This is a genomic window from Mucilaginibacter sp. PPCGB 2223 (assembly GCF_001705515.1).
Classification (GTDB): domain Bacteria; phylum Bacteroidota; class Bacteroidia; order Sphingobacteriales; family Sphingobacteriaceae; genus Mucilaginibacter.
The window spans coordinates 345,265-358,799 of sequence record NZ_MDJS01000001.1 but is presented as its reverse complement, the minus strand read 5'-3'; the positions used below and the strand labels follow the sequence as shown (position 1 = coordinate 358,799).

The window sequence follows — 13,535 nt, the reverse complement described above, 5'->3', positions numbered from 1 at the left end:
TTTAGCTTGTTGCCTGCTTATATCGCGCTTATTATTGGTGAAATACCCGTCCGGTTAAACGGATATCTTTTGAGGAACTTCCGATGATCATGTCAAAGAAACCTGCATCGGATACCCATTGACCTTTCAGATCATTAAAGTATTGAAAAGCATCTTTGTCTAAGGTTAAGGTCGCCGTTTTTTCTTCGCCGGCTTTTAAAAATAGCTTTGCAAATCCTTTCAATTCTTTCTCTGGCCGCGGTAAATTTAATTTTTCCTGTTTGATATACAGTTGGGCCGTTTCCGCGCCGGCAATCGTCCCGGTATTTTTTATTTTAAAGCTGATGACTGTTTTACCACTGTTTGCCGAGATCCTGAGGTTGCCATATTTAAACGTGGTATAAGAAAGGCCGTGCCCAAAAGCAAACTGAGGGGCTACATTAAAAGTATCATAAAAGCGGTATCCCACATAAATATCGTCGTTGTAATTAACAGTAACACCATTTCCGGGATATTCTCCTAATTTATGAGCAGGCTCGTCTTCCAGTTTCTTGGGGAATGACATGGGCAGCTTACCTGAAGGGTTGACCTGCCCGAAAATTATTTTTGCTAACGCATTACCGCCTTCCATACCCGGATACCAGGCCTGTATGACTGCAGGTGTATTATCTATCCATTGGGTCATGTCGACAGGTCCACCGCCCAATAAAACAACTACCGTTTTAGGGTTTGCTTTTACCACTGCCCGGATCAGTTCATCTTGTCCGAATGGCATCAACATATCGGGCTTATCTGTATCTTCTGCATCATACGCGTTATCTTTCCACTCAGCATAGTTATACCCATGTGTCCAGCCGCCAACAATAATAGCAACATCGGCCTTGGAAGCAGCTTGTACAGCTTCTTCGATCATCTTTGCATCGCTAACGCCACCACGCTCAATTTTATAACCTTGCGTATAAGTTATTTGGACATTTGTACCTGCAACATTCTTTAAGCCTTCAAGCGGCGTTACCTCATAAAATGCCTTCACCTGTGAACTGCCGCCGCCTAAAGCTTGCGGCCTTGTCGCGTTGTAGCCGATAACGGCAATCGATTTGGTACCGGCCGTCAACGGGAGAGTTTGATGTTGATTTTTAAGTAAGACGATGCCTTCTTCAGCTATTTTTAATGCGGTTTGCTGATGGCTCTTTGTGTTGTATTCACCTGGTTTTCTATGGCCATCGATCATGTTTGTTTTAAACATCACATATAAGATGCGGCGCACCTTTTCATTAATAAGGTATTCTGGCATCTTTCCGGCTTTTACCAAATGAATAACCGTATCACCCATATAAAATTTACCATAATCCACCCTGGGCCGCATGCCGAGATCGGTTCCCATTTCCAGATCAGTTCCATTCCATAACGCCTGGTCTGTGCTATGAACGGCCCCCCAGTCGCTTATCACTATCCCTTTAAACCCCCAGTCTTTTTTTAGTATTTGATTGATCAGATAATCGTTCTGGGTAGCCCATTGCCCTCTGAACTTGTTATACGACCCCATGAGGGTATTTACTTTGCCAATGGTGACGGCTGCTTTAAACCCAGGCAAATAAATCTCATTCAGGGCCCGGTCGCTCATCTGCACGTCAATACTGGTTCTGAGCAGTTCCTGGTTGTTTGCCATAAAATGTTTAACACAGGCGGATACACCCTGATCTTGAACACCCTTAATATAGCCAACTGCCATTTTAGCTATCAGGAAAGGGTCTTCGCTTTGATATTCAAAATTCCGGCCGTTTAAGGCTGTACGAATAATGTTGATACCCGGCCCAAGGATGACATCTTTACCACGGTAACTCGCTTCACTTCCTAATACTGCTCCGAACTGATAACCTAAAGCCGGGTTCCACGTGGCCGCCAGGCATACGCCGGTAGGCAAATAAGTACCGGCATCCTTTAAATCTTTTGGCCTGACATAGTTAGGGCCGTGTTCCAAACGTACTCCATGCGGGCCGTCGGACATCACAAAATCCGGAATTCCCAATCGTTTAACCCCTGCGGAAGTGAATAGCGAATTGCCATGAATCATTCCCACTTTCTCTTCCAGGGTCATTTGCCGGATCAACTTATCAACTTTAACTGCTATTTCTTTGTCTGTTTGTGGATGATGCTGAGCCTGGCAACATAAAATTGAACATGATAACAGCGTTAGTAATAAAAGAACAACTTTCATAAGTTTTAAATCCGGTTTTTAGGTTTCGATCAAACCTAAAAATTTAATTAAAAACCTGCTATTTATTATTAGTGCATTTTAATGTACTATATTAACCTTTAAGAACCGACAGGCATAACCCGTAAAAATATAGTGACCTGCCGCCAGGTCTTTTTAATGAGACCTGAAATTCCATTTACAATTGTCGCTATTCATATCAAACCTGGCCAGCGTAGGTGTACTGTCGCCGGAAGATACAAGAGCTAATGATTCCTTTGAATTTGGTATCACTTTCGGCATAATTCTATAAGTCCCGTCCGTCAATTGATCAATTCGCCATAATTGTTCGGGGACACCGGTAAATGTTGGAACCGTGGTTACTTCAGCATCTGCCGTTGCGGCCAATGCCCGATCAGTTCCTGCAATCACGATCTTATAATAAGGCCCGCCAAGATATCCGCCTGCCTCCAGAACGGGCGTTACGGTCCATTTTTGTTGAGGGCGAAACATATAGTCATCAATCCTCAGATCGATATTTCCGGTTGGCCAGGTTTTGATTACATCTGCCAGTTCCTGTGATGGTACGGGTTTAACCGGTTCGTCGGCGTTGCGGTTAAACCGCATTCTACCCGGCATGCGTACAAAGTCTACTTTTAGCCCTAATGCGTACCCTCTACGCTCAGATTCGATCTCATAGGTTCCCGGTTTTACATTATCGCCGGCGACGGGCCATCCATTTTTCCAGAGCAAGGGGCGGATGCCTAATACGCTGCGGCCGCTTTGATCTAAGTCGGCCTCGTAATGGCATGACATTTTTTGAACGCCGGGTTCAACAACAACACGCCCAAAATGGCCCGGCCCAATCAACCTGTCGCCGGCAGCCAAAACCATTTTACCACCACCCTTTAACATTTCCCTGCCCATGTTATCTACATACGGGCCGGTTACTTTTCGCGAACGCCCAACTACAATATTGTATGTTGAGTTCGGGCCGTCGCAACAGGTACCATGGGTTCCGAGCAGGTAATACCAACCGTCCTGATACATCAAATCTGTCGCCTCACAATCAATAGCAATATCTAATGCTTTATTGCCTTTTATGCGTTCTCCTGTTTTTGGGTCCAGTTCCACTAAACGGATGTAACCGAAATAAGTACCGTAAGATAACCATAGGCGTCCGTCGGTTGGGTCTAACAATAATCCCGGATCAATAGCATCCTGATCTTCCACACCATCGGAAGATGCCACTACAACCGGGTCAGAGTATTTAAAATCGGGAGATTTTGGGTCAAGGGTTTTATTCCACATAGTCAGAATTTTACCGGCATGCCCTCCCGCCAGGCCACCACCGGTTGCGCCGTACACGATCAGATAACGATCGCCGACTTTCAAAATATCCGGAGCCGCTCCGCCACCGGGCCGCACAGCTCCGCCATTCCAGCTCCAGCCATCTTCAGAAATCAATCCTCCACCGCCGGTACCAAAGGTGTAATATTTCCCGTCGCTCAGCGCGATGGTAGATGGATCATGTATAAAAGGCTTACCGATTTGTGCGTGCACTACCTGAGTTGACCAAAACGTATACAGGGCAACTGCAGTGAAAAGTTTATTGATTGATATCATTATAAAACGAGCAAAATTTATTGATAACTGATAGTAAGATCTTTCACAGGTACGCCTTTTTCATCCAGGAAACGAACGCAGAAATCACTTAAGCCAGGGCCATTGATCAGCGCTACACGAATAATATTCTTCCCCTTATTAAGCGTAAGCCGGTTCGAAACACCGTCATCCATCACCATGCGCCTGTCTCCCTCAAGCAATAGCGCTTCTTTTGAATTTACCCACCAGATTGAGGCGCCGTTTGAGCCTGCTGCCAGCCGTACATTTTTCATTTCTCTGGGGCTGTTTACTACGGTTACAGCCCAGAATAGAACGGCATAAGTGTGTTTGTAGTAGCCATAAGCAAAACGGAATAACTTCACATTAAAGTTGTTAGTTTCCAGAGCATGCCAGGTTAATTCCTGCTCACCAGCCTTTACCGTCTCCCCATCTTTAGGCAGTATCGTAAACTGGTTTGGAAAATATTCAGTGTTAAATGCCGTGTTGAGGTAAGTATATGTAAAAACGGTGTTGGTCCGGTTTGGTTTGTTAATCGGCTCTAAAAGTAACCAGCGTTGGATAAATCCATCTGGGTTTGGTGTTTTTTTACCTGTTGTTGGAGCGATGAAGTACGGTGCAAGTGTTCGCCCGGTGTCAGTTTGGACGGCATAGCTCCACTTTTTGTGTAAGTAAGCGGAATGGCCAGGGAATGCTGCTCCTGTTAACATTAAATAGACTGCAGGCAGCAAAAATGCTTTACGCATTCTGTTTTTTTTCATATTGCTGTTTAGTGTTTGGCTGGTTTATAATCCGGTGGTAAATATATTGCGACCGGTCCTTTAATAAAGCCAACAAAACCGTACAATTCTATAACAAATGTTTACATAGCCGATAATTATCGCATGATCCGCACGTCTGTTATTTTTGCTGTTGCCGAACCATTTGCAGCAATAAAACTCACGGTTAACGGGCTGCCTTGTGCGCCTGGCAATGATACCGGAAGCGGATATTCTGCTACCGCTAAATCATTTTGAGCTGTTCCGTCAAGCAACAAATGCGCAATCTTATTTCCGTTAATCAGAATATCAAATTCACACCCTTTATCTTTTGCATAATAGGCAATACGCAGCGTTTTTGCTGCCGGGGAGCGTCGTAGCTGGTAGCTGAAGGAACCACCTGCCGAACGCCAGTGCAAATTATTAATAGTACCTGTCTGCGATGCAACGGCTTGCAGGCGGTGGTCGTTTTCCGGCTGCTGTTCTCCGGGCGATACCTGGTCGATGGTTCGAGGGGCCAGTTTCAGGTATTTCTCATCCAGCGCGGATAATTCGGCTTCTTTTTCCTTGACGCTACCTGCCGATGTTACAGGCCAGTACAATACATAACGCGTATCGTGTACCTTGTAAAACGGGATAAGTTTAAGGTTTTTATAGGCGGATTGACTTATCAGCGAAGGCATTTGAAATTGCAGATCTGCTGACTTACTTTCTGTTAAGCCGTCGGCAAGATTATCCGTTTGTTTAACAAGCAACGGCGAAGTTGATAACGGATAAAGCGCCCCTCCTGCGATATGCCCCCAACGACTATCGTCAGCAAACAGCCCGCTCATACCGGTAGTGTCTGTGGGTGCTGCCAAAACAACAGGGCCGTGAACAAATGATACCCAGTTTGAATGGTCGGGCAGGTACTCTGCATAGGTTTTCATTGGTAAATCAACGGTGATCCTATCGCCTTTATGCCAAACCCGACTGATGCCTGCGTAATTACCGGATATTTGCGTGGGTTTAACGGTGTTTCCGTTAAGCTTTACTACAAAGCCGCCTTCTGTAACCCAAAAAGGCTTACGGACGAACAGCGTGAATTGTTTGGGACTATTTACATCAACGACCAAACTTGATGATGCCTGATCCGGAAATTTATTTTGCTGGGTGATGATGACACCTTGTTGCTTCCAATTGAGTACCGAGGGGATAAAAAGATTAACATAAACATCCTTATCAGTATGAGTGTAGATGAGTTCGCCATATTTTCCATGATTTTCCATACCGGTGCCTACGCAACACCAAAAGCTCTCATCGGCGGTCGAATAAACACGATAATGTTGAGGATGAATTGGGGTAAAGTATACAAAGCCCCCTTTTACCGGGTGCTGAGATGATAAAATATGGTTGTATAACAGGCGCTCATAAAAATCGATATAGCCTGCTTTCCCTTCGTCAAGAAAAAGCATTTTAGATAATTTAAGCATATTATTGCTGTTACAGGTTTCGGGCCCCTGTTCGGATTCGAGCATTGATGCAAAATCGTTTGAAGGGTTGAAATGTTCGCGAACGCTATTTCCCCCTATCGAAACAGACCGGTTATTCACAACCGTCTGCCAAAAAAAACGTGCGGCAGAAGAGTAAACCGTATCATGGCTCAACTCAGCTATTCTCTCAAAACCGATCACCTTGGGAATTTGAGTATTGGCATGCAATCCGGTCAGCTGATCCCGGTGCTGTTCCAGCGGATCGAGCAACTTTTTGTGGCAAAACCGCTCGGCGAGCAGCAGATATTTTTTTTCCCGCGTCATCGCGTATGCGTCGGCCAACACTTCATCCATCCCACCATGCTCAGTATTGAGCATTGATTGGACCTGGACATCCGTCAGTCCGCTAATTTCGTAGTCGGCCCAATCGGCTAACTTTATAAAAATATTCTTCGCCTGTTCGTTACCCGCCAGCAGATAAGCGTCACGCAAACCCGCGAATAGTTTATGCAGGTTATACCAGGGCACCCATTTTTGATTAAAGCTGTTAAAATTACCCGCCTTAACTTCCGACCACATACTCATACCTCCGGGAACGCCGCCGACATAGCCGTTACCGTTACTTTCCTGGCAACGGGCCAGTTCGCTAATCATGTAATCCAAACGCTTTTTACACTCGGCCGAACCGTTGGCCGCATACATCTGGGCGAGGGCAGTGAGGTAATGCCCTGCAGTATGCCCATCCAGGCCGGTATTCTCCCAGTTGCCATAGCCTGGCGCTTTAGGTTGCAATTTTGCTTCACGAAAGAAAGGTGATAACAATTTATCGGGATTTAGCTTGAGCATATAGGCCAGGTCTGTCTGCTCTGCCGAGAGAAATGGACTGGGCAGTAGCCGCACCTCATCAAGTCGATAGGGTTGCGTAACGATATTTTGAGCGTTTGCTACAAAAGCAAAGCAAGTGTATACAAGTGTACCAAGCAGCGATTTTGAAATCATTTTAAAGCAATTTATCGATATCTTATTAATTGGAAAAAACGCGCAGGCCGGCGTTTTTTAGGTTAAACGGGCGTGTAGCCAGATCAAAAATATAAAATCCTGCAGTCGATCAAAAAAATAATTGTATTTATTACAATTATTTTTTTGACTATAGAAACCTTGTGCCCATTTTTAAAGAAATTAAACGATGAAAATGGCGCTAAAAGATATATTTAAAATCATCACCTAAAAATCGATTACTGCCTGGTAGGCTTTTTTACGTTGACGGTTCTCGTCAAACAATAAAGGGTAGGCTTTTCTTATTACTCGCGGCCCGTTATTGCTGGCCGCTGCGCCGCCTGCCAAACCGCCCCCACGGGCATCGAGCCAGCTGTACCGGTCAGAAACATTCCAGAAAGTAACACTGGTAATCGATTTCCGGTATTCGCGGAAAATATCAAACGCCATTTTGTATTGTGCCACCTGCCTGGCCTCGGCCTGCGGTGTGTAACCCGAATCCGGAACTTGCGCTGCGGGAATGCTGCCTGGTGCCGGCCGCGGCCGCGGCATCCGGATGGTAATATCTAACTCAGTAATTTGAATTTTCAGGCCAAGTGAGGTGAACTCATCCAGTGCTTTCCGCAGTTCTTCGGGCGATGGATCATTCAGTTTCCAATGTGCCTGCATTCCGACGCCATCTATCGGTACGTGGTTGTCCACCAGCCTTTTTAACAGCTTGTAGATCTTCTCCCTTTTTATCGGATGTTCGCTGTTATAGTCGTTGTAATAAAGCTTTGCTCCAGGATCGGCTTCATGAGCATACCTGAAAGCCGCTTCGATAAACTCGGGTCCGTTGCAAATGGTGTACCAGTTGCTTTTACGGTATACCTGCGTGGTATCATTACTGTCGTCCACAGCCTCGTTCACAACATCCCAGGCATATATTTTTCCTTTGTAACGCCCTGCTACCGCGAAAATGTGGTCCTTCAGGCGTTTTAACAGCAACTCTTTACTTACCTGTTTTCCGTCCGGCCCGGTAAACATCCAGTTGGCTTCCTGAGCATGCCAGCATAGGTTATGTCCCCTTATTTTAATGTGATGAGCAACGGCAAAGTTCACAATATCATCAGCGTTCTTCCAGTTGTAGACATCTTCAGAAGGATGCAGCGGCCCCATTTTCATGTCGTTTTCGGGCGTAACACTATTAAATTCCTTCACGATCAAAGCAGAATCGACGCCGTGCAAAGATGCTGTGCTGACGGCAACCCCTATCGGAAAATAGGCTTTGTAATAATCTTTAAGGCCTTTGCCGATGCCCGAATCCGATGCCAAATGGCTTTTTTGAGAACACCCGTTTGATAATATTAAGCTGATGGTAAAAACCGGCAAATATAGTTTCCGGGCAAGTTTAATGGTCATGCTATTGATTTTTTAATTGGTTAGCCGGTTTATATCCTAACAACGCAAGCATTTTTTCTCCGTACCGTGTGCCGATAATTCGATAGCCTTCGGCAGTAAAATGCAAATGATCCCTGGAGGAAGGGCAACCGGCCGAAGAAATGATATAGGAATTAGGAAGTTTATCGGGCAGTGTTGCAATGATCTTATTCATGTTTGCGCATGCCCCCTGCTGATCTGCATTAACCAGTTCGCCGGCAAGCAGAGGCACTTTTTTTGGCTTAAGGTTTAGATCCTTCACCAAGTTGTCGTAAATCCCTTTCACTTTCTGCGTCCAAAGCGTATCGTTGGGGTTAGACTCACCCTGGTGCAGCAACATCCCTTTAATCACGCCGGCTTTCTGTGCCAGCCGTGCCAATTCGACCAATCTTCCATAAGGATTGCCGCCGTATTCATTAGCAATGTTTTTCATCCACTCCGGCGCGTTAGATAAGTACGTTTGGTATTGGTCTTTCTCAAAAACCTCAATCCTGGCGCCTGCGACTGACACATTAATAATCCCTATTTTTATTTTCTTCGGTAGGCTTGCAGCCAGGGTTCGTCCAAAATAATCAGCGGGGGTCAGCCCTGTTCTGCAACGGGCCAGTGGTGGAACGGCGGTGTACCATTGATCCTTTATCCTGCCTTTATCAGAGCAGTCGACCGCTTGCAGAACCCGGAAACGGGCATCAATCCCAGATGTATCCTGAGCTTCGATTCTGGCATTCCCCTCCATGTTGGATTGGCCAAAGCAAATAAAAATGTAAAAGTTTTTGTCTTGCGAAAACCCTTTCAAGGTCGTCAGCAAAAAAAGCATAACTGCCGATAGTATTAATTTCATATTGTTTTTTAGTCGCTTTAAAATTCTTCAAAATATCCGGCGTTATTAAACCACAGTTGTTGATACTTATAGAACAAATGTTCAGTCACGACTGATCATAGTTTTAACACAACTGGCTTGTTAAAATAAACCAAACTTTTGTCCGGCTTCCCTTCGGCCCCACTAATGCCATTATCCGGTCTTACCAACACAATATTGAATACCCGTTTTTTAAGCGAATTTTGGTAAGATCCGCGGCGTGCGCCAATATTTAACGTGTGTAACTTATCATTCCATACAAACGGGATAATGGTGTATTTCCCCTGTTCATAACGATATCCATCACCCTCGTCCTCATACAAATCAAACCTTCCGCCTGCACCGGGGTAAATTCTCACTTCAAGAGTATCTAAAGGTTTTTGCCCGGTGTACTGCATCGGTTTTGCCATCGGGATGATCGATCCTGATTTGACGAAGACAGGAATTTTATCGTGGGGGGCGTCTGCCTGGACGGCTTGGCCGCCAGCAAACATTTTACCATTCCAGTAACTATACCATTGTTGTCCTTCGGGTAAGTAAACCGTCCATTTTTGAATGTCGGGCGCTGTAACCGGGGCAATCAGCATTGCTTTTCCAAACATATATTCATACGGTTGCCGTACAGCATTACTATCTGATGCAAAATCCATCACCAGGGGACGCATAATTGTTGAACCGAAATGATGGACCTGCCATGCTTCAGAGTAAATATAGGGCAATAACCGGTAACGCATATTCGTGATTTCGCGCATATCTCCTTCAACCTTTTCGCCATATTTCCATGGCTCGGTTTCACTTTGGTAGCCGTGTACGCGAAAAATAGGATTAAAAGCTCCCCATTGGAACCAGCGGGTAAGCAGATCATGGTACTTCTCGTCGGTATATTGACTGCGACCAGGCCTGAAAAAACCACCGATATCCGTTGTCCAATACGGCATGCCTGTGATACTATAATTCAGCCCGGCGACGATCTGCCGTTTGAACGAATCCCATGTACCCCCGATGTCGCCCGACCAGTTGATGGTACCATATCGCTGCTGACCCGGAAAAGCTGAACGGGTAAGAATTGTAACCCGCTTTTGCGGATTAACTGCACGCTGCCCTTCGTAAATTGCCTTACTCACAAATAGCGGATAAGTTAACCGGTAAAAATCCCCTGCGCCAAAATAGGTTTGTTTACCTGTCAGGGCATCGTTTTCGGGCTCGGTCGCATCCATCCACCAAGAGTCGACACCTTTGCTGAACAAATTGGCATTCAACACGTCCCAATGTGTTTTTTGTGCCTCGGGGTTATACATGTCCAGCCAGGGGCTGTTTACCAGGTATAAGCCTTTATCAACATAAGGTTTAGCAACCTCTGATTTTTTATCCGGGTTCTCCCAAACCGATAAAGAAAAATGCGCGTGCAGGTTGTGAATATCCTTGATAAACCCTTCTGGATTAGCATAATGTGTTTCATCAAATTTAGGTACGCCCCAGCCGTATTTCCCCCAGTATTGCCAATCCTGAACGATTACGTCCAGGGGTAACTTCCGGTCTCTGAATGCTTTTACCGCAGCTATCAACTCATCTCCAGAAGCATAGCGCTCTCGGCATTGCCAAAACCCGTATGCCCATAGTGGCAGCATGGGTACCTGGCCCGAAAGCTGCCGATAGGATGCGATCACTTCGTCTGCATTTTCGCCGTAAAACACGGTATAGTCCAGTGACCGCGCATCCGGAGAACGGAACGAGCTTGTATTACCGGCCAATTTCCATGATAAACGGGGCTTATTAGATTTTTTACAAAGCACCTGAACAGTATGTTCACCGGCCGTTAAATACACAATTTTGCCTACTGCGGGTGGCAGCCAAAGGTTAGATTGGTCGATACGGGCGATACCATCAATTAGCAGCAAATGGCGGTTATCCATATCGCCCAGATCAAGGGCAAAAGTGTAATTGCCCGCTGTTTCTACTTTAAATTTACCCGCGTACAGGGCCTGCTGTTGCGATACACGCCGGGTACCTGCTGTTGTTGTCACCTCGGCATCACGCAGTTGTACCGCATTGGTATCTTTTTTTTGCAACGTGATGTCGTTATCAGCCGGGTTAAAGTAGGTTAATCCATACTGATGCCATAATATCCCGTATCCCCTACTGGAAAAAAGAAAAGGCAGCGCTATCTGCGTATTAACCTGTATCAGCTTTCGATAAACATTGCGCAGATCAAATTCGGCGTCCTGGAATTGCCCTAACCCAAACAAGTGTTCATCGGGTGGTGATATAAAGCTTTGTTCGGCAATATAGCTGGGTATTCCCATCGTTGTTGAAGGCGTCAGCTTTCGACTTCCTGATTCATTTAAAAATACCTGACCCTTATGGTTTCGGTAGATTAATGCACCAGTGGTTTTATCAAACGATACGGTTATCCACGTGGTACTTATTTGAAGTGCTGCCTGCGTCTCCGAGAACCTAAACGGCGGTGTTGGTTGTTGCTGCGTCAGAATAAATTCAAGTGGCTCAGGTTGTATATCTTTTTGCCACCTGATCCTGACAGCCTTTGCACTGAGAGGTTTGATATCCAATCTGCCTTCGGTAAGGAAAATAGAAAGCTGATCTTTTTGTAACCGATAATTACGATATACCTGCCCAAAGCAAATAACAGGTATCAGCGTTATCAATAAAAAAAATGCTCTTTTAATATTCATTCGGATTAATAACGTTGATACCTGTATGAGTTATTAGTTAAATAGTAACGGGGCCAATTGATAAAGGCTACGGCGCCAGCTCAAAAATTCGTGAGCAGTATTTTCAGAAACAAAAGCTACAGCGTTGTAGCCCGCACTTTTTAAAGCTGTTGCTGCATCATTTACCGTTTTTGAGGCGGGCTCCCTGCTGCCGTAACTCATAAACACCAATTTTGGTTTTTCCTTTCCGTTAAGTTCCTCCGTCGTATAGGTGCCGCCGCTTAACAGAGCGTAGTAGCCAAATACTTCCGGTTTATCCAGAGTGATAAAGTGTGTTTCGCCACCGCCCATAGAAAGCCCCCCCATGGCACGATGTGGTCTGTCTGCAATAGTACGGAAGTTAGCATCAACGTACGGAACAAGTTCGTCAACCAAAACAGTTTCAAAGCCGTTACCTTTAACCATCGCATCCATATTGAAGCCACGAGGGCGAGCTGCGCCAGCCGGAGCAGTTGCGCCAGCCGGAGGAGGAGTTGGACGAGGACCTGCTCCGGGCCTGAAGTTGTTGGTCATACCATAGGTCATTACAATAATAAACGGTTTGATCTTGCCGTCTGCGATGAGGTTATCCATGATCAGGTTGGCATGGCCCTGGTTGCTCCACGCGGTTTCATCCTCGCCCCAGCCGTGTTGCAGGTATAGTACAGGGTATTTTTTCGATTTATCTTTTTCATAGCCCGGCGGCGTATAAACAAATGCCCGGCGCGAAGTATTGGTGCTTTTTGATGGGAACAGTATCTGCTGTACGTTACCATGCGGAACATCTTTCAGTGCATAAAAATCCTGATCGTGAGCGGGTATTTCGATACCGCTTTCCCAACGAACGGAACCGTAGAAGTTGAGCGCGCCCGGGTCATTAAATGTCCCGCCATCTACTGTAAGGTGGTAATAGTGAAAACCCTCGTCCATTGGGCCTTCGGTAGTGCCGGTGAAATAGCCGTCTGCATCTTTGGTAAGTTTTGTACCGCCCCTGCCGCCAAGGCCAAGGCTCACTCTTACACTGTCGGCCTTAGGCGCTTTAATTTTAAAGCGTACATAACCCTGCGAATTAACCTGGGGGTATTCCTGCTGGGGCTGGTTAAGACTTGACGGCACAAAATCCTCTTTTATCGGGGCACCGTTTTGGGCCATACAAACACTGGCAGTCAGCATACCTGCCAGCGCGAGGGATAAATGTTTTGAATTCATTTTTAGTTGTTTTTAGGTTTAATAATTAACTTATTCTTGTTATGATTGATTTATAAACTTGGTTTTATTGTTTATCTAAACAAATCAAAAATCCGCCGTAGGATTTGAGGTCTATTTTGATCATTTTATTCTGAGATAAAGAAATTACGGAATTTTCCAATTGATCTTCTTTTCCATCATTGATAAGATTTTTTCAATATTAAGGTTAAACCTTTAGCGCCACTAACACAAATGTCTTCAATTAACACACATTTGTTTCGGGTACAAGGGCAAAAAATACCGGTTACCGCTAAACATTTGTTATTGCATTTTGATAAT

At 45.4% G+C, this 13,535-nt stretch carries 8 protein-coding genes; all 8 read right to left on the bottom strand.

What is annotated here, in order from left to right:
• Positions 1 to 31: 31 nt before the first annotated feature.
• Entirely contained in the window at positions 32 to 2,197 is a 2,166-nt protein-coding gene (locus BEL04_RS01475) for a glycoside hydrolase family 3 C-terminal domain-containing protein (protein WP_083227718.1), read from the bottom strand.
• A 153-nt stretch (positions 2,198 to 2,350) separates the two neighbouring features.
• The gene (locus BEL04_RS01470) at positions 2,351 to 3,799 is read right to left on the bottom strand and encodes a family 43 glycosylhydrolase (protein WP_065999404.1); all 1,449 of its coding nucleotides are present in this window, start codon (positions 3,797 to 3,799) and stop codon (positions 2,351 to 2,353) included.
• A gap of 17 nt (positions 3,800 to 3,816) precedes the next feature.
• Positions 3,817 to 4,557, bottom strand: a complete 741-nt coding sequence (locus tag BEL04_RS01465; protein WP_175403976.1) for an acetylxylan esterase — start codon at positions 4,555 to 4,557, stop codon at positions 3,817 to 3,819.
• A gap of 116 nt (positions 4,558 to 4,673) precedes the next feature.
• Positions 4,674 to 7,025: a glycoside hydrolase family 127 protein gene (locus BEL04_RS01460; protein WP_065999399.1), complete on the bottom strand. Its 2,352-nt coding sequence runs from the start codon at positions 7,023 to 7,025 to the stop codon at positions 4,674 to 4,676.
• A 225-nt stretch (positions 7,026 to 7,250) separates the two neighbouring features.
• Positions 7,251 to 8,423, bottom strand: coding sequence for an endo-1,4-beta-xylanase (locus BEL04_RS01455; protein WP_065999398.1), 1,173 nt, complete (start codon positions 8,421 to 8,423; stop codon positions 7,251 to 7,253).
• A gap of 1 nt (position 8,424) precedes the next feature.
• On the bottom strand, positions 8,425 to 9,282 hold the full coding sequence (locus BEL04_RS01450) for a sialate O-acetylesterase (RefSeq protein WP_254659505.1): 858 nt from the start codon (positions 9,280 to 9,282) through the stop codon (positions 8,425 to 8,427).
• Between the two features lie 95 nt (positions 9,283 to 9,377).
• Positions 9,378 to 11,990, bottom strand: a complete 2,613-nt coding sequence (locus BEL04_RS01445) for a TIM-barrel domain-containing protein (RefSeq protein ID WP_065999397.1) — start codon at positions 11,988 to 11,990, stop codon at positions 9,378 to 9,380.
• Between the two features lie 33 nt (positions 11,991 to 12,023).
• Positions 12,024 to 13,217, bottom strand: a complete 1,194-nt coding sequence (locus BEL04_RS01440) for an alpha/beta hydrolase-fold protein (protein ID WP_065999394.1) — start codon at positions 13,215 to 13,217, stop codon at positions 12,024 to 12,026.
• Positions 13,218 to 13,535: the final 318 nt, after the last annotated feature.

Bases quoted from the DNA above. Each gene is read 5' to 3' on its own strand.
- BEL04_RS01475 (WP_083227718.1), bottom strand. From the start codon at position 2,197: ATGAAAGTTGTTCTTTTATTACTAACGCTGTTATCATGTTCAATTTTA.
- BEL04_RS01470 (WP_065999404.1), bottom strand. From the start codon at position 3,799: ATGATATCAATCAATAAACTTTTCACTGCAGTTGCCCTGTATACGTTT.
- BEL04_RS01465 (WP_175403976.1), bottom strand. From the start codon at position 4,557: ATGAAAAAAAACAGAATGCGTAAAGCATTTTTGCTGCCTGCAGTCTAT.
- BEL04_RS01460 (WP_065999399.1), bottom strand. From the start codon at position 7,025: ATGATTTCAAAATCGCTGCTTGGTACACTTGTATACACTTGCTTTGCT.
- BEL04_RS01455 (WP_065999398.1), bottom strand. From the start codon at position 8,423: ATGACCATTAAACTTGCCCGGAAACTATATTTGCCGGTTTTTACCATC.
- BEL04_RS01450 (WP_254659505.1), bottom strand. From the start codon at position 9,282: ATGAAATTAATACTATCGGCAGTTATGCTTTTTTTGCTGACGACCTTG.
- BEL04_RS01445 (WP_065999397.1), bottom strand. From the start codon at position 11,990: ATGAATATTAAAAGAGCATTTTTTTTATTGATAACGCTGATACCTGTT.
- BEL04_RS01440 (WP_065999394.1), bottom strand. From the start codon at position 13,217: ATGAATTCAAAACATTTATCCCTCGCGCTGGCAGGTATGCTGACTGCC.